Below are 21,018 nucleotides of genomic sequence, written 5' to 3'. Positions count from 1 at the left end.
CTAGCCTGCTTGCTTACGGAGAACATGAAGCCGGGGCCGAAATGCGCAACGCCAAATGGAGGCCAGATACAGCAGTCAAAGTTCGAGACAGACCTTGCCAAAATGCTTTTGGGACTCGTAGTGCTTGAAGGCATTGGCGATCTCCTGCAGCGGAAAACCGCGGTCGATAGCAGGCTTCAAACGGTTGGCCTCTATGGCACGAATCATGTCTTCCTGGTCTGCCCTGCTGCCAATCGAGATTCCGCTGACCCTAATCTGATTGGAAAACAGGGCCGGGATCGAAACTTGTCCGGCAAAACCAGTCAAGACACCGATCAGTGCGATGTGGCCGCCCATCCTGCAAGCTGTTATCGATTGCGCCAACGTGCCGGGCCCGCCAACCCTCAATCACATGATCGACGCCGCGTCCGTCCGTCAAAACCCTTGCCTTATGGCCCCAATCCGGCACTGCCTTGTAATTGACGATAATGTCGGCTCGAAACCGCTTTAGCTTTTCCAGCTTCTCCTCCGATGAAGAGGTCGCAATAACCCGAGCGCCCGCAATTTTTGCGAATTGCAGCGCGAACAGCGATACACTTCCCGTGCCAAGGACCAGCACCGTATCACCGGGCTTTACCTGCCCGCACACCATCAGGGCTTTCCAGGCGGTGACGCCGGCACAGGTAAGCGTTGCCGCCTCCATATGCGTGAAGTCTGCCGGTGCCCTTGTGAAGGCGTGCCACGGCATGCACACATACTCGCGGGCATAGCCGTCAACATCATCTCCCAATTCGCCACTCTTATTGGCTGGCGTCGGTTCGCCGGCCAGCCAATGGGGCCAATAGGTGCTGACGACGGCATCTCCGGCCTTGAATTCTTGGACATCATCTGAGACCGCAACCACTTCTCCAGCGCCATCGGACAGCGGGATACGGCCATCGGCGCACGGTTTCTTTCCCAGCGCCACCATGCTGTCGTGGAAATTCAACGAACACGCCCGTATCCTGACAAGCAACTCACCCGGCCCTGGTTCCGGGCAATCCGTCTCGACCAGCTTGAGATTTTCCAAGCCTCCCGGCGCTTTCAGCCTAATCTGTCTCATGGAAAGCTCCTTCCGACCGCGCAAGGCTTCATGCGCCCCACCAGTCGCAATGGACGATTGAGCGCATCGAACACCGGCATCGGCGATCGATCCACGAGAATCGCGGCCGCAAAGCTGTTGTTGGTCATGACATTCGCTTCTTCAGCTGGGTTGTGGTTGCGATCGGGACCTTAGTCGCCCGGCAGCGGACCGGTGAGTTACAAAACTGTCGGGAATCCTGCGCGGCGGTGTCGTCCAATGGCGCTCCGTCCGAGGCTGAACGACTGCACCTTGCCCGACGCGCATGAGCCGCCTTGTGGCCGCCGTCACTGCGAGCCTGACGGCCGCCTTTTGCTTGGCGCCCCTGACTGAGACAGGACCCTTAAAAACCGGGAGAACGTACACTCTGGCAACCTCTCCGCTCTTCGGTTAGCTTTCAAAAATCCGGGCGGAAAGCGGTGAACCTTTTTGGGCCGATCAGCGACAGAGCAGGCAGGAGCCAGGCGGCTCGACCGGCCATGACGGCAGCGACGGAAACCGATCGCGCGCTTGTCGGCCGGGTCGCGAAGGGCGATCGTGCCGCCGTGCGGCTCCTGTTCATGCGCCACCACGCGCGGATCTACCGTTTCGTGGTGCGCCAGACGGGATCGGAAATGATGGCCGACGATATCGCCAACGAGGTGTTTCTCGAACTGTGGCGCCAGGCGCCCGGCTTCGAGGGGCGCTCGGAAGTCTCGACATGGCTGCTCGGCATCGCCCGCTTCAAGGCGCTGTCGTCGCTGCGCAAGAAAAAGGAAGACTGGATCGACGACGATGACGCGGCCCAGATCGCCGACCCCGCCGATACGCCGGAAGTCGTCACCATGAAGGAAGACAAGGGCGCCGCGTTGCGGCGCTTCGTCGATGCCTTGCCGGAAGAACACCGAACGGTGATCGACCTTGCCTATTACCACGGACAGTCGGTGACCGAGATCGGCGAGGTGCTCGGCATCCCGGTCGCCACCGTCAAGACCAGGATGTTCTACGCACGCAAGAAACTCGGCGAGGCCCTCAAGGCCGCCGGTTACGACAGGGGGTGGCCATGAGCGCCGCTGAAAAGATGTCGCGCCGCGATGAAATGGAAACGCTGCTGCCGTTCTATCTGAACGGCTCGCTTGAAGGTGCGGAGCTCGAAGCCGTCGAGGAATGGCTGGCGACCGACCCGGCAGCGCTTGCCGCACTCGGCGAGGCCGAAGCAGAATTCTCCAGCACCGCTGCATCCAATGAGGCGATCCGTCCGCCGGCCGATGCGCTCAGCCGCTTCGCCCGGGCGCTCGACGCCGAGGCCGGCCCGGTGCGCGCGCCGGCGTCGTCGTCCTGGCTGGCACAGGTGTGGGGCCGCTTCACGGCGGTTCCCGCCGCCGTCGCCTGGGCTGCGGCCGCGGCTCTGCTGGCGCTTGTTGTCGTGCAGTCGTTTGAGCAGCCCGGCGGCATGGACAGCGATTTCGAAATTGCCGGCCAGCAAGGCGATCTGGCGAAAATGCCGTTCGCGCTGGTGAAGTTCAAGCCGGATGCGAAGATGGCCGACATCGTCACTTTTCTTGGCGAACACCAGCTGAAGATTGCCGGCGGCCCGACCGCCGACGGCGTCTTCCGCCTTGGCATCCCGGCGACGACCGCAGCGGACTATGAAAAAGTGCTCGGCCTTATTGCCGCTCAGCCTTTCGCGGAGGCTGTGGTCGAGGGTAGGAAACCGGTCGATGGCGGCTAGGGCGGTCATTCGATTTGCGGCGCTGCTTGTAGCGGCGATGATGATCGCCGCCGCGCCGGCCCTGGCGCAGACAAATGACCCGAACCTCACGCAGACGGAAATCGATTGCCTCAACCGAGGGACGACGGCGGCCGACTGCGTCAAGGGCGACACAGAGGATGGCAGCGGCGAAAGGCCCGGCGCAGGTTCCGCCGCGACTGGTGCAGTGTTTCTTCCCGCGCTGATCGTCGACCTGTTCCCCAATCCGGTCGGCGACGGCCAGGCGCCGCTGCCGACGCCCGATCCACGCCGCGATCCGGCCAGCGGTGCGTTGCCGCCGCCGGTCCCGCCCGCCGGTGCGGCAGCGATACAGGCCGCCGCGGCGGGCGGTCCCATCGTTTCGCCCACCGATCTCGTCGCGGCCGAGCCGCCGCGCGCCGTCGTCGGTGATTTCGTGGCAGACGAGGTGCTGGTGACGGTGGACGGCGGCGCCGTCCAGCAGATCGCCGCCTCCTTCGGCCTCGAGGTGCGCTCGCAGCGCCAGTCTCAGCTGCTCGGCGCCACGCTGGTGCGCTTCGGCATACCCGATGGCCGCCCGGTCGGCGTCGTGCTGGCACAGCTTGCCGCCGACGGCCGCACCTTGCGGCGCGAGCCCAACCATATCTACTCGCTGCAGCAGGCAGCCACGATCGTCAATTATGCCTTCGAGCGCATCGCGCTCGATTCGAGAGAGGCCAGTGGCGAGAGTGTACGCATCGCCGTCATCGATACCGCCATAGACGATACCAATCCGGCGCTGTCCGGCGTCATCGCCGATCAGTTCGACGCCATGCCCGATGTGCCGATCGAGGCGCGCGATCATGGCACCTCGATCGACGGCCTGATCGCCGGCGTCGGCGCACTCAAAGGCATGGCGCCGGGCGCCAGGATCTACCATGCCCGCGCCTTCGAGAGCGGCAAGTCGACCATGGACATCATCCTGGCGGCGCTCGACTGGGCGGCGGAGCAGGACGTCCGCATCATCAATATGAGCTTCGTCGGCCCGAAGAACGACCTGCTCGGCGTCGCCTGCCGCAATGCACGCGCCTTGGGCATCGTGCTGGTCGCCGCCGCCGGCAACAACGGGCCGAAGGCGCCCTACGGCTACCCGGCCGCCTTCGACGGCGTCATCGCGGTGACCGCCACCGATGCCAAGGATGGGCTGATGCAGCAGGCCAATCGCGGCGCCTACGTCTTCCTCTCCGCCCCCGGCGTCGAGATGGTGGCGCCGAGCGGTGCCGGTTCGGATGTGGTCACCGGCACCTCGTTTGCCGCAGCGATCGTCACCGGCGCCATCGCCAATCTGTTGCATGCCGCTCCCGACCGTTCCGCCGACTGGGTCGAGAAAGCGCTGGCCGCCACCGCCAAGGATCTCGGCCCCAAGGGCAGGGACAATGATTTCGGCTATGGTCTGTTGGATATCAAAGCGGCCGAGGCAGCCAAGGAGTAGGGTTTGCGCTTCAAGCTTCTGTTTGAGCATTATCCCAAACCGCAGCATTTTTGGGCGACATGGAATAGGCTCAAAAGTCGTTGCCGCAGATGGCCGAGATGGGTGGTTCCCGACATCCATGTGGCCCCTAAGATAGAGCAATGCGTGAACCGGATTTCCAATTGGACGGGTGGTGCCTGGATGATGGCGAGGAATATCATCGGGCGTCGCCGAACACATTCTGGATACCCGATTCGCATGAACGAGAAGGGTTGCAACCGGGAGATCTCGCGAAACTGATCTTTCGAATTTCGGTCGATGATGAGAATGAACCCGTCGCCGTAGAGCGCATGTGGGTGCTGGTGCGTGAGCGGATCGACGGAGGCTACTTGGGTGTCCTCGATAACGATCCGTATGCAGTTGCTCAGAATGATGAGCTTTGGAGTGGGGTTGAGTTACCGTTTTCCGCCCGTGATGTGATCGATATTCGCGAACGTGACGAAAAAACCATTGCCTTGGCCGCACAAACACCGAAGAAGCGTTGGCCTCAAACGTGATTGCGGTCTTATGTCTACAACGGGTCGAACTCGGTCGCTCAGAGTGATTGGAATTTGATCCCTACGTCGGCGCGCCGGCGACCGATCCCCTGATCACCAGATCGACCGGCCAGACTTCGCCGCGGGCGCCCTCCTCCAATCCGGAAATCCGCGCCGCCAGCCGCTCGGCAATGCGCGCGCCGGCCAAACGGATCGACGAACGCGTCGTCGACAACGGCACCGAAAAATTCTCCGGCTTCAGCCAGGGGAAGACGTCGTCGTGGGCGATCAGCGAAAGGTCGCCCGGAATGGTCAGGCCGAGGTCGCGCACTGCGCGCACGACGCCGAGCGCCATGATCAGGCTGGAGCAGGCGATCGCGGTCGGCGCATCGCTCAGCTCGAGCAACCGTCTGGCGGCGCGGTAGCCGTTCTCCTCGGTCATGGCGAGGGAACAGACATGGCCTTCGCCAAGCACCAGGCCGCTTGCCGCCAGCGCCCGGCGCACGCCACGCTCGCGGTGAATGGCGAAGGTCTCGCGGTCGTCGCCGTTGATCAACGCCAGCCGCCGGTGCCCGAGCTGGACGAGCAGCCGTGCCGCTTCGTGGAAGGCGCCCTCATTGTCGATGTCGGTGAAAGGATAGTCGAAATCCAGGCCTTCGCTGCGGCCATGGACGATGAAGGGGATGCCGAGCGCGTTGACCAGCGCCACCCGCCGATCGGCCGGCCTCGGCGACGAGATATAGACGGCGTCGACCTGCCGGTTGGCGACGACGCGCCGATAGGTGGTCTCCTGGTCGTCGGCATCGGCCGGGGACAGCACCAGGTCGAGTTCGTGCGAACGGGCGTAGTCGCCGAGACCGGACAGGAACTCGACGAAATGCGGGTCGATGTCGACGGCCGTCCCGGTCGGCAAGACATAGCCGATCATCCCGGTCTTGCCGGTGGCCAGCCGGCGCGCGCTTGGGTTGGGGCGGTAGCCGTGGCGCTTGGCGGCGTCGATCACCCGCCGGCGCGTTTCCTCGTTGACTTCCGGATAGCCATTCAGCGCGCGGCTTACCGTGGTCTGCGAAAGCGCCAGCATGTGGGAGAGCTGTTTGAGGTTCACCGGAGGCCTCCAAGCCTCAAAGCGCTTTAACTATGGATCGCTTGGACCGCTACGGGCGGCGCTGCCGAATGCAAAGACCATAAGCACCGTTTCTGACCGGTTTGAAGCAAAATTTGCTGCTGCAGCGCCAAAAAAGCATGCTGCAGCGCACTTTCTTTGCTTTTTTATGACAGATACTAAATCGATTAGCCTGCCCCCTCTTGACTTATGATCGATTCAGTGGCGTGATCGAACAGACCAAAGCGCTTTGGAAGACTCTTCGAAAGGTTGCGGTTCCTTTCCGACTGAGTCACAGTCCTGCAGCGTCGGCGGACGGAATGGAGGTTTCGTCCGAGTGCTTGTGACCACTGGGAGGAATACCGATGAAGAAAATGCTTCTGCTGGGCGCCGGGTTTGTCACGCTCGCCCTAGGCGCGCCGGCGCAAGCCGAACTGAAGTTCAAGCCGGGTGAAGACCCCCGCTTCAACTGGGCGAACTACGAAGAGCTCAAGAAGGTCGACCTCAAGGGCGAGACGCTGTCGATCTTCGGACCATGGCGCGGCGAGGACGAAGCCCTCATCCGCACCGTTCTCGACTATTTCTCGGAGGCCACCGGCGCCGAGATCAAATACTCCTCGTCGGAAAATTACGAACAGCAGATCGTCATCGACACGCAGGCCGGCAGCCCGCCCAACATCGCCGTGCTGCCGCAGCCGGGCCTGATCCAGGACCTGGCGTCCAAGGGCCTGCTGACGCCGCTCGGCGACGACACCGCCAACTGGATCAAGGACAATTACGGCGCCGGCCAGTCATGGGTCGATCTCGGCACCTTCAACGACAAGGACGGCAAGCCGGGCTTCTTCGCCTTCCCGTACAAGGCCGACGTGAAATCGCTGGTCTGGTACTCGCCGGACAATTTCGAGGAAGCCGACTACGAGGTGCCGAAGACGCAGGAAGAGCTCGCCGAGCTTGAAAAGAAGATCATCGCCGACGGCGGCACACCATGGTGCATCGGGCTCGGTTCGGGCGGTGCCACCGGCTGGCCGGCGACCGACTGGGTCGAGGACATCATGCTGCGCACCCAGACGCCCGAGACTTACGACAAATGGGTGAAGAACGAGATTCCGTTCAACGACCCCGCGGTGGTCAACGCCATCGACATGTTCGGCAAGATCGCGACCGACGACAAGATGGTCGACGGCGGCGCCAAGGCAGTTGCGGCGACCGACTTCCGCGACAGCCCGAAAGGCCTCTTCTCGGTGCCGCCTAAATGCTACTTGCATCATCAGGCTTCGTTCATCCCGACCTTCTTCCCGGAAGGCACTGAGGTCGGCCAGGACGTCGACTTCTTCTACTTCCCACCTTACGCCTCCAAGCCCGACCTCGGCACCCCGGTGCTCGGCGCCGGCACGCTGGCCATGATCACCAAGGATAGCAAGAGTGCCCGCGCGTTCATCGAATTCCTGAAGATGCCGCTCGCCCATGAGATCTGGATGGCGCAGGGCGGCTTCGTGACGCCGTTCAAGTCGGCCAACAAGGACGCCTATGCCAGCGACGCGCTGAAGAAGCAGGGCGAAATCCTTGCCGAAGCCTCGACGTTTCGCTTCGACGGGTCCGATCTGATGCCGGGCAAGATCGGCGCCGGCGCCTTCTGGACCGGCATGATCGATCTCGTCGGCGGCAAGTCCGCCCAGGATGTCGCCACCGACATCCAGAAGAGCTGGGACGCGATCAAGTAGGCGGCCCGGCTGAACGTTCGGACTGCCGATCCTGAATGGATCCGGGCCTCAGTGGCCCGGATCCGACCGGCGGCCCGCGGCGCAGTAATCTTTGTTTGTGAGCACATTCCGGCATGACGCGCGACCCGCAAGAGCAGAACCCGCCTCGCATCCGGTCGCATTCCAAACAACTGAATCGGCCATGATTCCGTCGCCAAGGCCATTCTCGACTGGCGGATCATGCGCAGAGGGAGGGACCCGTGGCGGCTCAGATTTTCTCGGCCATAACAGTCATCATCGTCGGCGTCGGCGGCTGCGTCGCCTATTTCTGGGGCGCCAACAAACTGGTGGACATCATCTTCCCGTCGCGCGGCGTTGCAGGTGCTGCGGCCATCGACAATCTGCGCCGGCAGGGGATGATCCGGCCGTGGCTGTTCGTCGGCCCGGCCATGATCATCCTCACCATCTACCTGATCTACCCGGTCGTGGAGACGCTGAGGCTGTCGTTGCTCGATCGCGGTGGCGCCAATTTCGTCGGCTTCGCCAATTATGAATGGGCGTTCGGCGACCGCGAGTTCCGCAACGCCATCTTCAACAACATCATCTGGCTGGCGGTCGTGCCTGCCGCCTGTACCTTCCTCGGGCTGATCATCGCCGTCCTCACCGACAAGATCTGGTGGGGCACCATCGCCAAGAGCCTGATCTTCCTGCCGCTGGCCATCTCGTTCGTCGGCGCCAGCGTCATCTGGAAATTCATCTACGAGTATCGCGGCGCAGGCCAGACGCAGATCGGCCTGCTCAACGCCATCATCCAGTATTTCGGCGGCCAGCCTGAGGTCTGGATATCGCTGCCGTTCTGGAACAATTTCTTCCTGATGATCATCCTGATCTGGATCCAGACCGGCTTTGCCATGGTCATCCTGTCCTCTGCCTTGCGGGGTATCCCCGAAGAGACGCTGGAAGCGGCCGTCATCGACGGCGCCAATCCGTTCCAGATCTTCTGGAAGATCATGGTGCCGCAGATCTGGGGCACGATCGCCGTCGTCTGGACCACCATCACCATCCTGGTGCTGAAGGTGTTCGACATCGTGCTGACCATGACCAATGGCCAATGGAACAGCCAGGTGCTGGCCAATCTGATGTTCGACTGGATGTTCCGCGGCGGCGGCGATTTCGGCCGCGGTGCCACCATCGCCATCATCATCATGATCGCGGTCATTCCGATCATGGTCTGGAACATCCGGCAGGCGAACAAAGAGACGGGAGGACATTGAGATGGCCGTGGCGACCGGAAAGTCCTTTGCCAGCCGTTTCGGCGTCCATATCGCTGTCTTCATCTTCGTCGCGATCTGGACCGTGCCGACGCTCGGCATTCTCGTCTCGTCGCTGCGCGACAAGGATCAGATCATCGCCTCGGGCTGGTGGAACTCGTTCGCCAGTTCCACCCAGACGGAAGCGGGCCGGCTGCCACCCGCCTCGGCGCAAGTCGAGAAGGACGGCAAGTTCGTCCTCGAGGGCAACATCTTCGGCGACGATCCGGCCCGCGACATCAGCGCCTTCGGCGTCAAGTCGTCGGCGCCGACGCAATATCCTGCCGGCACAACAGCCGATCTCGGCGACGGTGAGACCCTGCAGCTCAATGCCGACGGCAGTTTCGTCATGACCTCACCGAAGGCCTTCGAGGGCGAGCGCGGCCAGCGCGTCTACTACGCCTCGTCGGCGCCGCCGAAATTCACCACCGACAATTACGATACAGTGCTGTTTTCGGAAGGCATCGGCCGCTCCTTCATGAATTCGCTGACCGTCACCATTCCGGCGACGGTCATCCCGATCCTGATCGCGGCGTTCGCGGCCTATGCACTGGCCTGGATGCGCTTTCCCGGCCGGGCGTTGCTCATCGCGGTCATCATCGGCCTCTTGGTCGTGCCGCTGCAGATGTCGCTGATCCCGCTGCTGAAGCTCTACAACGGCGTCGGCAGCTTCTTCGGCGTGCCGTCGAAAACCTATCTCGGTATCTGGCTGGCGCATACGGGCTTCGGCCTGCCTTTCGCCATCTATCTCTTGAGAAGCTACATTGCCGGCCTGCCGCGCGAAATCATGGAATCGGCGCGCATCGACGGCGCCAGCGATTTCGAGATCTTCGTCAAGATCGTGCTGCCGCTGTCGTTCCCGGTGCTTGCCTCCTTCGCCATCTTCCAGTTCCTGTGGGTGTGGAACGACCTGCTGGTCGCGATGGTTTTCCTCGGCACCGAGGGCGACCAGATCGTGCTGACCGCCAAGCTCAACGCGTTGCTCGGCTCGCGCGGCGGCGACTGGGAGATCCTGACGACATCGGCCTTCATCACCATTGTCGTGCCGCTGATCGTCTTCTTCTCGCTGCAGCGCTATTTCGTTCGCGGGCTGCTCGCCGGCTCGGTGAAAGGAGGTTGAGATCATGCAATCCGCTGTGAAGGCGACGTTGAGCCCCGACGTCGCCGTCGACCGCGACTGGTGGCGAGGTGCCGTGATCTACCAGATCTATCCGCGCAGCTACCAGGACTCCAACGGCGACGGCATCGGCGACCTCAGGGGCATCATCGGCAGGCTGCCCTATATCGCGGCGCTCGGCGTCGATGCCATCTGGATCTCGCCGTTCTTCAAGTCGCCGATGAAGGATTTCGGCTACGACGTATCCGACTATTGCGACGTCGATCCGATGTTCGGCACGCTGGCCGATTTCGATGCCCTGACCGCCGAGGCGCACAGGCTCGGGCTCAAGGTGATGATCGACGAGGTGCTGTCGCATACGGCCGACATCCATCCGTGGTTTAGGGGAAGCCGCTCGAGCCGCACCAACCCGAAGGCGGACTGGTACGTCTGGGCCGACGCCAAGCCCGACGGCACGCCACCCAACAACTGGCTGTCGATCTTCGGCGGCTCGGCCTGGCAGTGGGACACCAGCCGCCAGCAATATTACCTGCATAATTTCCTGGCCGAGCAGCCCGATCTCAACTTCCACAGCCGCGCGGTCCAGGATGCGCTGCTCGATGTCACCCGCTTCTGGCTGGAGCGCGGCGTCGACGGCTTCCGCCTCGACACCATCAATTTCTACTTCCACAGCCAGGGCCTGGAGGACAATCCGCCGCTGCCGCCCGAACAGCGCAACGACCAGACTGCTCCTTCCGTAAACCCCTACAACTACCAGGACCACCTCTACGACAAGAGCCGCCCCGAAAATCTCGGTTTCCTCGAACGCTTCCGCGCCCTGCTTGATGAATATCCGGCGACGGCGGCGGTCGGCGAAGTCGGCGATTCGCAGCGCGGGCTGGAGGTGGTGGCGGCCTACACCGCCGGCAGCAAGCGCGTGCACATGTGCTATTCGTTCGACTTCCTGGCGCCCGAAAAGATCAGCGCGGTAAAGGTGCGTTCAGTGCTGGAGGCCTTCGGCAAGGTCGCCAGCGACGGCTGGTCGTGCTGGGCCTTCTCCAACCATGACGTGATGCGCACTGCCTCGCGCTGGGCGGCCGACGAGGCCGACCGGACCGCTTATCTCAAGGTGATCTCGGCGCTGCTGATGTCGCTGCGCGGCTCGGTCTGTATCTATCAGGGCGAGGAACTTGGTCTTGGCGAAGCGGAATTGCAATTCGAGGATCTGCGGGACCCCTACGGCATCCGCTTCTGGCCGGAGTTCAAGGGCCGCGACGGCTGTCGCACGCCGATGGTCTGGAATGGCGCCGACAGCAATGGCGGCTTCTCCAAGGCAAAACCCTGGCTGCCGGTGCCCACCAAGCACCTTTCGCAAGCGGTCGATGTGCAGCAGGGCGACAACAGCTCGCTGCTCGAACATTACCGGCGCTTTCTTGCCTTCCGCCGTTTACATCCGGCGCTGGCCAAGGGCGAAATCGACTTCATCGAAAGCGAGGGCGATACGGTCGCCTTCACGCGCCGCGAGGGCAATGAGCAGATCGTCTGCGCCTTCAATCTCGGCAGCCGACCGGCCGAGGTCAATCTCGGCGGACGCTCGCTGCAGCCCTTGCCGGGGCACGGGTTTTCGGGACAGACTGTCGCCGGCTCTATCAGCCTCTGCGGCTACGGCGCCTGGTTCGGGCGTATCGACTGAATTTGCAATTCACTGGAGGGAATCATGGCCGATGTCACGCTAAGGCAAGTGAAGAAATCATACGGCAATCTCAATATTCTCCACGGCATCGACCTCGACATCAAGTCGGGCGAGTTCATCGTCTTCGTCGGCCCTTCGGGCTGTGGCAAGTCGACCTTGCTGCGGTCCATCGCCGGGCTTGAGGAAATCACCTCCGGCGAGCTCAAGATCGACGGCGAGGTGGTGAACGACGTGCCACCGTCGAAGCGCGGCATCGCCATGGTGTTCCAGTCCTATGCGCTCTATCCGCACATGACCGTCTACGACAACATGGCGTTCTCGATGAAGATCGGCAAGGAGAGCAAGGCCGAGATCGACAAGCGGGTGCGCCAGGCGGCGGAAATCCTGCAGCTGACCAAATACCTCGACCGCTTGCCCAAGGCGATGTCGGGCGGCCAGCGCCAGCGCGTCGCCATCGGCCGCGCCATCGTGCGTAACCCTAAGGTCTTCCTGTTCGACGAGCCGCTGTCGAACCTCGACGCGGCACTGCGGGTTGCCACCCGCATCGAGATCGCCAAGCTCAAGGAGTCGATGCCTGCTACAACGATGATCTACGTCACCCATGACCAGGTCGAGGCGATGACGCTGGCCGACCGCATCGTCGTGCTCAAGGAGGGCCATATCGAGCAGGTCGGCACGCCGATGGAGCTCTACAAGAGACCCGGCAATCTGTTCGTCGCCCAGTTCATCGGCTCGCCGGCCATGAACATCCTGCCCGCGACGATCGACAAATCAGGCGACCCGACCATCGTCAGTCATGTCGGCGGGCGCAAGGCGACGGTGCCGATCGCCACGCCGGCGTCAGTGAAGGGTGCTTCGGTCAGCTTCGGCGTGCGGCCGGAGGATCTGATGATCGCCACCGGCGCCGATTATCTTTTCGAGGGAACGGTGGATTATGTCGAGCAGCTCGGCGAGGTCCAGCTCGTCTATGTCGACATCGGCCGCGCCGACCTGCCGCTGGTGACCAAGCTGCCAGGCAATGTCGAAGTCAAGCGCGGCGCTGCGTTGCGGTTGAATGCCGATCCCGGCGACCTGCATATTTTCGACGCCGACGGACATTCCTTCACACTCCACATGGCGGAAGCAAAGGCAGCCTAACTACTGGATCAGGCAGTTTGGCGAAGGCAAAAACAAGAGCGGCGGGCAAGGCCCGCCGCTCTTGTGCATTGCATTCAGGTCGCTGTTAGCGGCCGAACAGGTTCCGGTCGCTGCCCTGCGGGGCGGACTTCTGTACGTCGCCCGAGGAATTGAGCAGCTTGTAAACCGGCGAGCCGGTATTGCTTACCGAAGACGTCTGCGTGTTGTCGACGTTGACGGTCGCCTGCTTGTTGATGTCGGTTCCGCCAACGTTGTCGTTGCGGGCATAGGCGCTGCCGGCAGCAATCAAAAGTGCCGCAGCGGTGAGAACGATCTTCTTCATTTCAGTAATCCTGGATTTTCGTATCCCATCAGCGCGGCGGCCGCGGTCTTTGTGAAAGACAATGCCGCCGCTGCTGTTGGGATCGACATTAGTTGTTGCCGAAGAGGTTACGGTCGCTGCCATTGACGGGCTTCTCGTCAGCCGGAACCGGATTCTGCGCCGAAGCCGAATTCTGAATCGAAGCCGTGTACGAGCCGTTGTCGACCGCAGCGGCCGGCTGGTTGGCGCCGTTCAATCCAAAGTTGTCGCTGCCGGCAAAAGCGCTGCCGGAGACAGCCAGGATGGCGGCGGTGGCAAGAATGATCTTCTTCATTTCTAGTACTCCTGAATTTTTCAGATCCCGAGCGGCGGACTGGCCGCTTTGTCTTGTTGTTTGACCATGATCTTTTCCGAAAACCGGTTTCCACTTCGGGATCATGGTCTGGGATCAGCTGTTAATTGTTGCCGAAAAGGTTGCGGTCGGCGCCCTGGTCGACGGGCTTTTCAGCGTGAGCCGACTTCTGAATGGAAGCCGTATACGAACTGTCGACCGAGGCGGTCGGCTGATTGGCGCCGTTGGACCCATAATGGTCGCTGCCAGCAAAGGCGCTGCCGGTGATGGCCAGAACGGCGACGGCAGTAAGAGCAATCTTTTTCATTTTTGGAACTCCAGTATCTTTAGTTTTCCGTCCGTCTAGCGGCGTGTCTTGAGAGGGATTCGCGTCGTTCGGACAGCGCCGATGTGGGAAGGCCATCTGGCAGATTCCAATCACGAAGTTGTTCCATGTGGACCAAGAATCTACACCTTGAAATTGTACCAGAGGCTTCTCTCGTTATTGCTTTCTGGCTTGTTTTCAAAGGTTTAAGACAAAAAGGCTAATCGACCATTTGACGGATTGCCGGACCTGCGTTCACAGCGTCATGCACGCATTGTCAACAGAAACGAACCGTTCGGTTCGATTTTAGAAGCGGCTTAAAAAGCCGGTGCTGAGTTGTTGTCGAATCGTTAACCATTTCGGCGCCATGCAATGGTCAATCCGGCACGCTTTCAGGAGCTCGCAGCAGGCGCAAATTTCATCTTCCTCAAATCCCGGTCCACAGGTTTCGCCGGCGGTGTCGCGCCGCATGGATACGATGTCGCTTTCATGCCGACAGTCAGCCGGCCGTCATGATTAGATCATGCCAACTCAGGTGCCGCTTGGTGACGACGAAGCGGAGAATTGGGAAGCCGGTCAGAACCCGGCGCTGCCCCCGCAACGGTGGTGGAGTTCAAGTCGCAACGGGAGACCACTGGGCCACAAGCCTGGGAAGGTGTCGCGATGGTCCGCAAGGACACTCCAGAGCCCGGAAACCAGCCCGAGATTTCTAGACTCGACTGATCGCGGTGGGCGGTCAAGAGGTGGATAGTGCATGCCCGGCCCTGTCGCCGGCTTGCGGCCGATCCTCCCTCCATCACCACCAGTTCAGTCTTTGGAGCGACGTGCGTCCATTTGGACGCACAAAGTACGCTCCAAGACTTTGAATTGCGCATCGTGCTTTCCGAAATCGATTCCGATTTCGGGCCGATGCGACGGCTATGAGGACAGGACATGGATGCGCGCAACGACATGCTGAGGCTCTTGCACGGCCGCAGGGAAGGCTACTCGCTCGAGCAGCCCTTCTACACCGATCCCGATTTCTTCAAGCTCGACATGGAGCTGATCTGGTATCGCGACTGGCTGTTCATCGGCCACGATTGCGAGTTGCCGAAGCCGGGCAGCTACATCACCGCGCAGATCGGCGACTATCCGGTCGTGCTGGTCCGCGACCAGCAAGGCAAGATCAACGCCTTCCACAATTCCTGCCGGCATCGCGGCAGCCGCGTCTGCAACGCCGACAAGGGTACGGCGGCGAAGCTCGTCTGTCCCTATCACCAGTGGACCTATGAGCTGGACGGCCGGCTCTTGTTCGCAAGGCAGATGGCGGACGGCTTCGACAAGAGCCAGTTCAGCCTGAAGCCGGTGGCTTGCGAAAGCATCAGTGGCTACATCTTCATCTGCCTGGCCAAGGAGCCCGCCGATTTCGCGCCGATGCGCGCCATGATCGAGCCTTACCTCCTGCCGCACCGGCTGCGCGAGGCAAAAATCGCCTTCGAATCGACCATCGTCGAGAAGGGCAACTGGAAGCTCGTCTGGGAAAACAACCGCGAGTGCTACCATTGCGCCGGCAACCATCCGGAACTGTGCAAGACATTCCCGGAAGCGCCGACCGTGACCGGCGTGCAGGGCGCCGACAGCGATCCGGAGATGCTCGCGCACTGGGCGAAATGCGAGGCGGCGGGCTTGCCGAGCAAGTTCCGCATCGATCCGGCCGGGCAGTATCGCGCCACCCGCGCGCCGCTGCTGCGCGATGCCGTCAGCTACACGATGACGGGAAGACGTGCGGTGAAGAAGATCCTCTCCGACGACGTTTCGACCGACCGTATCGGCTCGCTGCTGCTCTATCACTATCCGACGACCTGGAACCATATCCTCGGCGATCATGCGGTCACCTTCCGCGTGCTGCCGATCAGTGCCACGGAAACGGCCGTCACCACCAAATGGCTTGTCCATAAGGATGCGGTCGAAGGCGTCGATTACGACCTCGCCGAACTCACCCATGTCTGGACTGAGACCAACGACCAGGACCGCCGCATCGTCGAGGAAAACGCCTTCGGCATCCTGTCGCCGGCCTATGAGCCCGGCCCCTATTCTGAACTGCATGAGGGCGGCGTCATCCAGTTCGTCGAGTGGTACGCCTCCTTCATCGGGCCGCGCCTTGCCGAGGCCGGGCGGCCGGCGTTGCGCAGCGTCGCCTGAGCGAGGTCAAGGGGATGAATGCGATGACGGACCTCGGCCTCTACCGCCATCTCGACGAGATGGCGCCCTGGAACGACAGGCTTCAGGTGCTGGAAGTGATCGGCGTCAGCGACGAGGCGCCTGACGTGAAGACCTTCACCTTCCGCTCTGACAACCAGACCTGGTTCCGTTACAGACCGGGGCAGTTCGTGACGCTGGAACTGCCGACCACCGACGGCCCGCTGATGCGGACCTATACGCTGTCGTCCTCGCCGTCGCGGCCGTTCTCGATCGCGGTGACGGTGAAAACGCAGGCCGGCAGCCTCGGCACGCGCTGGATGTTCGACAATCTGAAACCCGGCGTTCACGTGAAGGCCTATGGGCCGGCGGGCGACTTTTCGCTGCACAGCCATCCCGCGGCCAAGTATCTGTTCATTTCGGCCGGCTCCGGCGTGACGCCGATGATGTCGATGCTGCGCTGGCTGAACGATTGCGCGCCATGGACAGATGTCGGCTTCGTCAACTGCGCGCGAAAGCCCGAGGAGATCATCTTCCGCAAGGAGCTCGAGCTGCTCGGCAGCCGCATGCCGGGCCTGACGCTCGGCTTCATGATCGAGGAGCGGTCCAGCCGCGAGGGCTGGTTCGGCCATATGGGCCGGATCGACGCGATACGGCTGCCGCTGCTGGCGCCCGATTTTCGCGAGCGCGAAATTTTCTGCTGCGGCCCCGATCCGTTCATGCGCGCGGTGCGGCAGATGCTGGAGGCGGCCGGCTTCGACATGGCCAACTATCATCAGGAAAGCTTCGCGGCCCCAGGGGTGGAGGAAATACCGGCCCCGTTCGGTTCGCCGGCAGAGGGCGGGCCGGCAAAGGGTGGGCCGGCAGAGGGCGGGGTCGAGATACCTACTGAGGCCGCAACGCCGATCCGCTTTTCGCTTTCGGATGTCGATGCCGACTGCGTTGCCGGCCAGACCGTGCTGCAGACGGCGCGCGCTTCGGGCGTACGAATTCCCGCAGCCTGCGAGTTCGGCCTGTGCGGAACCTGCAAGGTAAAAAAGGTCTCGGGCACAGTCGAGATGAGCCACAATGGCGGCATCCTCGATCACGAGATCGACGACGGCTTCATCCTTGCCTGCTGTTCGAAGCCGCTGACGGCGATCGAGATCGACGCCTAACCGGCGGGGAGCTTAAACCCCGTAGCGCTCGGTGCGGATGAGGCTTGCCGGAACGCCGGCATCGATCAGCGCCTGGGCGGCGGCCGACACGAAGGCATTCGAGCCGCAGACAAAGGCGAACCTTGGCGGCGCGGGCAGCCGCACCATCGATTGCTCGATCATCACAACGTCGATCCGCCGCGAATAGTCCGCCGGGCGCCGGGCCGGCTCGCGGGTCAGCGCCAACACCAGATCGAAGCCGTCCCGGCGATCATGGAAGTCGATCAATTCGTCGCGAAAGATCACCTCGTCCCAGATCCGTGCGGAAAACACCAACGCCGCGGGCACCGTCGATTTGCGCGCGGCACGATGGCGGATCATCGCCATCAGCGGCACCACGCCGGACCCACCACCGACCAGCAGAAGCGGGCCGCCGTCGCTGTCGGACCAGACGAAGTGGCCGCCGAGCGGTCCGCGCAGCTCGACCTCATCGCCGACCGCCGCGATATCGTGGAAGAAGGGCGAGATCTCGCCATCGTCGAGCCTTTCGATCGCCAGTTCGATCGTCTCGCCGGCGTCAGGCGCCGAGGCGATGGAGTAGGAACGGCGCGCCTGATAGCCGTCTGGCGCCGTCAGCCTAACGTCGACATGCTGCCCGGCACGATAGGCGAACGGCCGCGACGGCTTGAGGAAAAAGCTGGTGACGCGCGGCGTGCGCTTTTCGATGCGTCTGATGGTCACCGTCTGCCAGGGCGACTGCGCCGCCGGCCCGTCGCTCATGGATCGCCCGTATAGCGCTGCTCGCGCCACGGGTCGCCATAGATGTGATAGCCGCGCAGCTCCCAGAACCCGGGCTCGTCACGCTCGGTGAACTGCAGCCCGTTCAGCCATTTGGCCGACTTCCAGAAATAGAGATGCGGAACCAGCAGCCGCGCTGGGCCGCCATGGTCCGGCGTGATCGGCTTGCCTTCGTAAAGCAGTGCCACCATCGCCTTGCCGGCGGTGAGATCCTTCGTCGGCACGTTGGTGGTGTAGCCGTCGAACGACAGTGCCAGCGTGAAGCCGGTCGGCGGCTCGATGCCGGCATCCGCCAGAATATCGTCGACCAACACGCCTTGCCACGCCGTGTCGAACTTGGTCCATGCGGTGACGCAATGGATGTCGCGGGTCATCTTGGTCAAAGGCAGCGCGTTGAACTCTGTCCAGTTCCACTTCTTGATCGGCCGCGGTCCGTGCTTGAGCGTGAACGACCAGTCCTTGGTGCGCACAGGCGGCGTCGGCCCGGCCGACAGCACCGGAAACCCTTGCTCGAGATACTGCCCCGGCGGGATACGCGCATCCGTATCCGTCGGGGGCTTTCGTCCTGAAAAGAAGCCGCGGGTGACCATCGGGAAATCCATTTAAATCAGGCCGTCTGCCAGCCTTCACCAGTCTTCTCGAAGATGCTCTGGCGGGCAACCATAATTTTGGCTGCAACCTCGCGGCAATGCGCCGCTTCAGCCACTGGCGAAGGGCACGGCGACGAACATCTGCGCGTCGCCGCGTTCGACGAGCAGGAGCACGGACTTCTTGCCGGATTTCCCGGCCTGCGCCTGCGCAATCGCCTGGTCCGCCTGCCTGGCGTTCCGCACCCGGCGCCTGACTGACGGCGACGATGATGTCGCCGGGCTGCATACCGGAAGCCGAGGCTGCTTCATCAGGATTGACGCTCTCGACCAGCGCGCCGCGCTGGTTTGGCGTCAGATTCGAACCCTTCATGAAGGGGGTAGCGCCGATCTGAAACAAAAAACCCGCCTTGCGGCGGGTTGTTGGCGCGATCAGCACCATAGATAAATTGATAGCATAGTTGCCGGCACAAAGCAAGAACAAAATTGCTGACAGGGATCACGAGCTCGCATGTCTGCCTGCCGGCCATCGAAGCCTCCTATGCGCCGATCCCGTCTGTCCGCCTGAGATAGCCCCTGGCGATTTCGCGCATGCGTTTGGCGTCGAAGCTCGGGCCATGGCCGCCATGGCCGATGCGGATCGGCAGGTCGAGCAGCCGCTGCATGGTGCGGCGGTAAGCGCCCCTGTCGGAGTCCGGCAGGTCGTCGATCAGCATCGCGTCGTAGATGGCGTCACCGGCGAAGAACAGGCCGTCGGCCTCGTCGAACAGCGCGATCGAATCGGGCGAATGGCCGGGCAGATGCAGCACGCGGAATTGCCGGTCGCCGAGATCAACCAGATCGCCCTCGTCGAGTGTCCGCGTCAGCGGCGCCGGCGGAATCTTGTAATCGGCCGCTTTCCAGCCGGGCGCCGGCAGCTTCGAGACGGCGCCGTCGAGATCGTGAAACATGTGGGCGTAGGTGACCGCCTCGTCCATGCTGTCGAAATACGCGGCACTCATCCTGGGCCCGGCCCGTAGCGGGAATTCGTGCAGCGAGCCGACATGGTCGAGATGGATATGGGTGGCGACGACGAGCAGCGGCTTGCCATCAGGCGTGTCGATCTCCGGCGCCAGCGGGCGGATGCCCATGCCGGTGTCGACAAGCAGGTCGACGTCGCGGCCGTGCAGATGCCAGATGTTGGCGCGCACGAAATCATGCACGAACGGCTCGGTCAGCATCGTCGTTTGGGCGTCGACTTTCGTCTTGCTGAACCAGTCAAGCATCAGAAGAGACCCGGCATCAGGAGAGATCCGGCATCAGACGAACGGTTTTCCAACCTTATATTTTTCGGGGACCAGCCGCTTCAGATAGGCCATTCCCGCATCGGAGAGCTGGTTGACCTCAGGCAGCATGAAATCGTCGGGCATGTGACGGGTCTTGCCGGCAACGTTTTTCAGCGGCACCTTGTTCAGCACGGTTTTCTCGCCGTCATATTGCAGCGCCACCGAGCCGCCGCCCTGTTCGGCGACAGCGACCGCAAAGACGCCGGCATCAAAGGCCTCCTGTGCATCCACGGGGTTGATGGCGCCGACATAGCCGCGCGGCATGTAGCCGAGCGCATCGACCCGCGCCCGCTTGCCCGGCAATCCTTCGGCCAGGGCGCGCTCGAGGGCGGCCGGCAGGTCGCTGCCCGACAGCTTGACGTTGCCATGCGCATCGCGCTCCAGTTTCTCCGGCGGCACAAGGCTTTCGACCAGCGCCTTGCCGTCGGCGGTGCTGACGCCTTCGGAGACTGCGACGATGCAGCGCTTATGGCGATCGAGCGTGGCGCGCACGTCGTCGATGAAGGCCGCGGCCGAGAACGGTCGCTCCGGCACATAGACTAGATGCGGGCCGCTGTCGGGATCAAGCTGCCATGCGGCGGCGGCGGCGGTGAGGAAACCGGCATGCCGCCCCATGACGATGCCGACATAGATGCCGGGCAGAGCACGGAAGTCGAGGTCGACAGAGAGAAAGGCGCCGGCGACGAACTCGGCTGCCGAAATGAAGCCGGGCGTGTGGTCATTCTCCTCGAGATCGTTGTCGATGGTTTTCGGCGCATGGACGAAAGCCATCTTGCCGCCGGCGGCGTCGGTCAGGATCTGCTGCGTGCCCGACGTGTCGTTGCCGCCGATATAGATGAAGGCGTCGGCGCCGGCCTTCTTCAGGCCGTTGAGGATGATCTCGCAATAGGCGTCATCCGGCTTGTCGCGGGTCGAGCCAAGCGCGGCGCTCGGTGTTGCCGCAATCAGCCGCAGCCGATCCTCCGGAATGGCTGAGAGATCGACATAGTTGCCGTCACGAATGCCACGCACGCCATGGATCGAGCCCAGGACCTTGGCGCCGGGATGCCGCTTGCGGATTTCGAGCGCGGCGCCCACCATCGTTTGGTTGATGACGGCGGTCGGACCGCCGCCTTGCGCGATCACAAAAGTTCCGGACATGCTTCACGTCTCCCGAGCAGTGGCTTTGCAGGCACATTCGCCTGTCTTGCGAGATCACGCAACGGG

General features: G+C 62.5%; 24 protein-coding genes and 1 riboswitch. Of the genes, 11 read left to right on the top strand and 13 right to left on the bottom strand.

Annotated elements, in window-relative coordinates; genetic code table 11:
• Positions 1–75 precede the first annotated feature (75 nt).
• From AC0L3N_RS00690 to AC0L3N_RS00680, 3 genes are read right to left on the bottom strand one after another with little or no spacing between them, the layout of a single operon-like run.
• A complete protein-coding gene (locus AC0L3N_RS00690; protein WP_473544855.1) occupies positions 76–336 on the bottom strand; it encodes a zinc-binding dehydrogenase in 261 nt (86 codons plus the stop codon).
• Complete coding sequence (locus AC0L3N_RS00685) at positions 251–1,081, bottom strand: zinc-dependent alcohol dehydrogenase family protein (protein WP_473544853.1); 831 nt, start codon at positions 1,079–1,081, stop codon at positions 251–253. The genes AC0L3N_RS00690 and AC0L3N_RS00685 overlap by 86 nt, the downstream gene beginning before the upstream one ends.
• Entirely contained in the window at positions 1,078–1,209 is a 132-nt protein-coding gene (locus AC0L3N_RS00680) for a hypothetical protein (RefSeq protein ID WP_473544851.1), read from the bottom strand. The genes AC0L3N_RS00685 and AC0L3N_RS00680 overlap by 4 nt, the downstream gene beginning before the upstream one ends.
• A gap of 369 nt (positions 1,210–1,578) precedes the next feature.
• Here AC0L3N_RS00680 and AC0L3N_RS00675 point away from each other — a divergent pair, with 369 nt between their 5' ends.
• From AC0L3N_RS00675 to AC0L3N_RS00660, 4 genes are all read left to right on the top strand, one after another.
• The gene (locus tag AC0L3N_RS00675; RefSeq protein ID WP_473544849.1) at positions 1,579–2,145 is read left to right on the top strand and encodes a sigma-70 family RNA polymerase sigma factor; all 567 of its coding nucleotides are present in this window, start codon (positions 1,579–1,581) and stop codon (positions 2,143–2,145) included.
• Positions 2,142–2,810, top strand: a complete 669-nt coding sequence (locus AC0L3N_RS00670; RefSeq protein WP_473544847.1) for an anti-sigma factor — start codon at positions 2,142–2,144, stop codon at positions 2,808–2,810. The genes AC0L3N_RS00675 and AC0L3N_RS00670 overlap by 4 nt, the downstream gene beginning before the upstream one ends.
• The gene (locus AC0L3N_RS00665) at positions 2,800–4,278 is read left to right on the top strand and encodes a S8 family serine peptidase (RefSeq protein ID WP_473544846.1); all 1,479 of its coding nucleotides are present in this window, start codon (positions 2,800–2,802) and stop codon (positions 4,276–4,278) included. The genes AC0L3N_RS00670 and AC0L3N_RS00665 overlap by 11 nt, the downstream gene beginning before the upstream one ends.
• A 140-nt stretch (positions 4,279–4,418) precedes the next feature.
• The gene (locus tag AC0L3N_RS00660; RefSeq protein WP_123146300.1) at positions 4,419–4,814 is read left to right on the top strand and encodes a DUF2314 domain-containing protein; all 396 of its coding nucleotides are present in this window, start codon (positions 4,419–4,421) and stop codon (positions 4,812–4,814) included.
• A gap of 61 nt (positions 4,815–4,875) precedes the next feature.
• Here the strand turns inward: AC0L3N_RS00660 and AC0L3N_RS00655 are convergent, their stop codons facing one another.
• Positions 4,876–5,898, bottom strand: coding sequence for a substrate-binding domain-containing protein (locus tag AC0L3N_RS00655; protein WP_473484357.1), 1,023 nt, complete (start codon positions 5,896–5,898; stop codon positions 4,876–4,878).
• A 362-nt stretch (positions 5,899–6,260) separates the two neighbouring features.
• Between AC0L3N_RS00655 and AC0L3N_RS00650 the strand changes: the two genes are divergently transcribed.
• The 5 genes from AC0L3N_RS00650 to AC0L3N_RS00630 all read left to right on the top strand — a co-directional run bounded on the left by AC0L3N_RS00650 (position 6,261) and on the right by AC0L3N_RS00630 (position 12,831).
• Positions 6,261–7,616, top strand: coding sequence for an ABC transporter substrate-binding protein (locus AC0L3N_RS00650; protein ID WP_473544844.1), 1,356 nt, complete (start codon positions 6,261–6,263; stop codon positions 7,614–7,616).
• A gap of 239 nt (positions 7,617–7,855) precedes the next feature.
• Positions 7,856–8,869, top strand: coding sequence for a carbohydrate ABC transporter permease (locus AC0L3N_RS00645; protein ID WP_473544842.1), 1,014 nt, complete (start codon positions 7,856–7,858; stop codon positions 8,867–8,869).
• 1 nt (position 8,870) lies between these two features.
• On the top strand, positions 8,871–10,025 hold the full coding sequence (locus AC0L3N_RS00640) for a carbohydrate ABC transporter permease (RefSeq protein WP_473544840.1): 1,155 nt from the start codon (positions 8,871–8,873) through the stop codon (positions 10,023–10,025).
• A 4-nt stretch (positions 10,026–10,029) separates the two neighbouring features.
• The gene (gene bglA, locus AC0L3N_RS00635; protein WP_473544838.1) at positions 10,030–11,694 is read left to right on the top strand and encodes a beta-galactosidase BglA; all 1,665 of its coding nucleotides are present in this window, start codon (positions 10,030–10,032) and stop codon (positions 11,692–11,694) included.
• A gap of 24 nt (positions 11,695–11,718) precedes the next feature.
• On the top strand, positions 11,719–12,831 hold the full coding sequence (locus AC0L3N_RS00630) for an ABC transporter ATP-binding protein (protein ID WP_473544836.1): 1,113 nt from the start codon (positions 11,719–11,721) through the stop codon (positions 12,829–12,831).
• An 85-nt stretch (positions 12,832–12,916) separates the two neighbouring features.
• Here AC0L3N_RS00630 and AC0L3N_RS00625 read toward each other — a convergent pair whose 3' ends face one another.
• The 3 genes from AC0L3N_RS00625 to AC0L3N_RS00615 all read right to left on the bottom strand — a co-directional run bounded on the left by AC0L3N_RS00625 (position 12,917) and on the right by AC0L3N_RS00615 (position 13,791).
• Positions 12,917–13,153 carry a DUF680 domain-containing protein gene (locus AC0L3N_RS00625; protein ID WP_123146293.1) on the bottom strand — a complete coding sequence of 79 codons (237 nt, stop codon included), beginning with the start codon at positions 13,151–13,153 and terminating at the stop codon, positions 12,917–12,919.
• 88 nt (positions 13,154–13,241) lie between these two features.
• Entirely contained in the window at positions 13,242–13,466 is a 225-nt protein-coding gene (locus tag AC0L3N_RS00620; RefSeq protein WP_123146292.1) for a DUF680 domain-containing protein, read from the bottom strand.
• Positions 13,467–13,587: 121 nt separating this feature from the next.
• Positions 13,588–13,791, bottom strand: a complete 204-nt coding sequence (locus tag AC0L3N_RS00615; RefSeq protein WP_123146291.1) for a DUF680 domain-containing protein — start codon at positions 13,789–13,791, stop codon at positions 13,588–13,590.
• A gap of 513 nt (positions 13,792–14,304) precedes the next feature.
• Positions 14,305–14,506: riboswitch (cobalamin riboswitch) on the top strand.
• Positions 14,507–14,721: 215 nt separating this feature from the next.
• Here AC0L3N_RS00615 and AC0L3N_RS00610 point away from each other — a divergent pair.
• On the top strand, positions 14,722–15,969 hold the full coding sequence (locus tag AC0L3N_RS00610; protein WP_473544833.1) for an aromatic ring-hydroxylating oxygenase subunit alpha: 1,248 nt from the start codon (positions 14,722–14,724) through the stop codon (positions 15,967–15,969).
• Positions 15,970–15,992: 23 nt separating this feature from the next.
• On the top strand, positions 15,993–17,123 hold the full coding sequence (locus tag AC0L3N_RS00605; protein WP_473544832.1) for an FAD-binding oxidoreductase: 1,131 nt from the start codon (positions 15,993–15,995) through the stop codon (positions 17,121–17,123).
• A gap of 12 nt (positions 17,124–17,135) precedes the next feature.
• Here AC0L3N_RS00605 and AC0L3N_RS00600 read toward each other — a convergent pair whose 3' ends face one another.
• The 6 genes from AC0L3N_RS00600 to AC0L3N_RS00575 all read right to left on the bottom strand — a co-directional run bounded on the left by AC0L3N_RS00600 (position 17,136) and on the right by AC0L3N_RS00575 (position 20,952).
• Positions 17,136–17,882: an FAD-binding oxidoreductase gene (locus AC0L3N_RS00600; protein WP_473544830.1), complete on the bottom strand. Its 747-nt coding sequence runs from the start codon at positions 17,880–17,882 to the stop codon at positions 17,136–17,138.
• A complete protein-coding gene (locus AC0L3N_RS00595; RefSeq protein ID WP_473544828.1) occupies positions 17,879–18,490 on the bottom strand; it encodes a molybdopterin-dependent oxidoreductase in 612 nt (203 codons plus the stop codon). Before AC0L3N_RS00595 ends, AC0L3N_RS00600 begins: the two co-directional genes overlap by 4 nt.
• A gap of 108 nt (positions 18,491–18,598) precedes the next feature.
• Positions 18,599–18,799, bottom strand: a complete 201-nt coding sequence (locus AC0L3N_RS00590) for a hypothetical protein (protein WP_473544826.1) — start codon at positions 18,797–18,799, stop codon at positions 18,599–18,601.
• The gene (locus AC0L3N_RS00585) at positions 18,799–19,017 is read right to left on the bottom strand and encodes a hypothetical protein (RefSeq protein WP_473544824.1); all 219 of its coding nucleotides are present in this window, start codon (positions 19,015–19,017) and stop codon (positions 18,799–18,801) included. Before AC0L3N_RS00585 ends, AC0L3N_RS00590 begins: the two co-directional genes overlap by 1 nt.
• 9 nt (positions 19,018–19,026) lie before the next feature.
• Complete coding sequence (locus tag AC0L3N_RS00580; protein WP_473544822.1) at positions 19,027–19,752, bottom strand: MBL fold metallo-hydrolase; 726 nt, start codon at positions 19,750–19,752, stop codon at positions 19,027–19,029.
• 33 nt (positions 19,753–19,785) lie between these two features.
• Positions 19,786–20,952 (bottom strand): diphosphate--fructose-6-phosphate 1-phosphotransferase, encoded by a 1,167-nt coding sequence (locus AC0L3N_RS00575; RefSeq protein WP_473544820.1) that lies wholly within the window; start codon positions 20,950–20,952, stop codon positions 19,786–19,788.
• Positions 20,953–21,018 lie beyond the last annotated feature (66 nt).

Source organism: Mesorhizobium sp. WSM4807, from assembly GCF_055811615.1.
The sequence above is the reverse complement of the archived record's forward strand: the minus strand, read 5'-3'. Positions and strand labels throughout refer to the sequence as shown.